General features: G+C 70.5%; 3 protein-coding genes. All 3 read left to right on the top strand.

The genetic code is table 11. The features are described 5' to 3' along the window. On the top strand, positions 1-101 hold a 101-nt coding region (locus OP79_RS48930; protein ID WP_033329706.1), incomplete at its 5' end, for a 2Fe-2S iron-sulfur cluster-binding protein. A 12-nt stretch (positions 102-113) separates the two neighbouring features. Continuing rightward, positions 114-1,028 (top strand): FAD binding domain-containing protein, encoded by a 915-nt coding sequence (locus OP79_RS48925; protein WP_033329710.1) that lies wholly within the window; start codon positions 114-116, stop codon positions 1,026-1,028. Next, the coding region (locus tag OP79_RS48920) for a xanthine dehydrogenase family protein molybdopterin-binding subunit (protein WP_033329709.1) at positions 1,025-1,609 on the top strand (585 nt) is incomplete at its 3' end. The genes OP79_RS48925 and OP79_RS48920, both read left to right, overlap by 4 nt.

Below are 1,609 nucleotides of genomic sequence, written 5' to 3'. Positions count from 1 at the left end.
CGGCCGAGGAGATCCGGGAGTTCATGAGCGGCAACATCTGCCGCTGCGGCTGTTACGTGAAGATCGTGCGCGCGGTCGAGCAGACCGCGGGCCGGAAGTGAGGATCGGCCGCCATGTATCCCTTCTCCTACACCAAGGTCTCCGACACCCGTGAGGCCGTCAACGCGGGCCGCGACGGCGGACGTTACATCGCCGGAGGGCTGCCGCTGCGCGAGGTCAGGGTCACCGAACGCGGAGGGCTGCGCATCGGCGCGCTGGTGAGCATGGCCGAGGCCGCCGTCCACCCCAAGGTGCGCACTCTGTTTCCCGTCATCTCGCAGGCGCTGGAGCTGAGCGCGTCCGCGCAGCTGCGCAACATGGCCACCATCGGCGGCAACATCATGCAGCGCACCCGGTGCACCTACTTTCGTGACGTGAGCGCCGACTGCAACAAGCGCGACCCCGGCTCGGGGTGCGCCGCACTGGAGGGCGTCAACCGTACGCACGCCATCCTCGGCACCTCCGACGACTGCGTGGCCACGCACCCCTCCGATGTGGCCGTGGCGTTCGCGGCGCTGGAGGCGCGGGTGCAGCTGCTGGGCCCGGACGGGGAGCGCCACGCCCCCTTCGCCGACTTCCTGCTACGACCGGGCAGCACCCCGAACCGTGAACAGGCCCTGCGGCAGGGGGAGTTGATCACCGCTGTGGAGATTCCTGCCCTTCCGCGTCCGCTGAAGTCCGGCTATCTGAAGGTGCGCGACCGGCAGTCCTACGAGTTCGCGCTGACCTCCGCGGCCGTGGCGCTGCACGTACGCGGCGAAGTGATCCGGGACGCGTACGTCGCCGCCGGAGGCGTGGGCACCGTGCCCTGGAAGCTCCCTGCCGTCGAAGAAGCCCTCGTCGGTGAACGCCCCTCGGACCGGCTGTGGGCCGAGGCCGCCGGCCGCGCCGCCGACGGAGCCCGGCCGCTCCAGCACAACCGGTTCAAGGTCGAGTTGCTCCAGCGGACCGTCGAACGCCAGCTGCGTACCGTAGGAGACAGCAAATGAGCCCCCAGCCGCAGGCAGCCGTCGGCGCACCGCTCTCCCGGGTCGACGGACGGCTCAAGGTCACCGGCCAGGCCAAGTACGCCGCCGAACACGACATCAAAGGCGCCGTGCACGCGGTCATCGTCGACGCGAGCATCGGACGCGGCCGTATCACCTCCATCGATGCCGGTGACGCCGAGAAGCACCCGGGTGTGCTGCGGGTGATCAGTCACCGCAACGCGCCGAAGTTGCCGTACCGCGACAACGCCGGGTCCAACAACCCTCCGGGGGGCCGGCGGCTGCGGGTCTTCCAGGACGACCGGGTCCTCTTCCACGGCCAGCCGGTCGCCGTCGTGGTCGCCACCACGCTGGAGGCCGCCCAGCACGGCGCGAGCCTGGTCAAGGTCCGCTACGACACCGAGCAGTCCTCGACGGACCTCGCCGAGGCCGAGCCGGGCGAGCCGACGAACTATGCGCGCGGTGACGCGGAAGCCGGCCTGCGCGACGCTGCCGTGCGGCTGGACCTGACCTACCAGCTGGCGCGCAACCATCACAACCCGATGGAGCCGCACGCCACCCTCGCCCGCTGGGACGGCAACAAG

The organism is Streptomyces yerevanensis (assembly GCF_000716805.1).
Classification (GTDB): domain Bacteria; phylum Actinomycetota; class Actinomycetes; order Streptomycetales; family Streptomycetaceae; genus Streptomyces; species Streptomyces flaveus.
The sequence above is the reverse complement of the archived record's forward strand: the minus strand, read 5'-3'. Positions and strand labels throughout refer to the sequence as shown.

Bases quoted from the DNA above. Each gene is read 5' to 3' on its own strand.
- OP79_RS48925 (WP_033329710.1), top strand. From the start codon at position 114: ATGTATCCCTTCTCCTACACCAAGGTCTCCGACACCCGTGAGGCCGTC.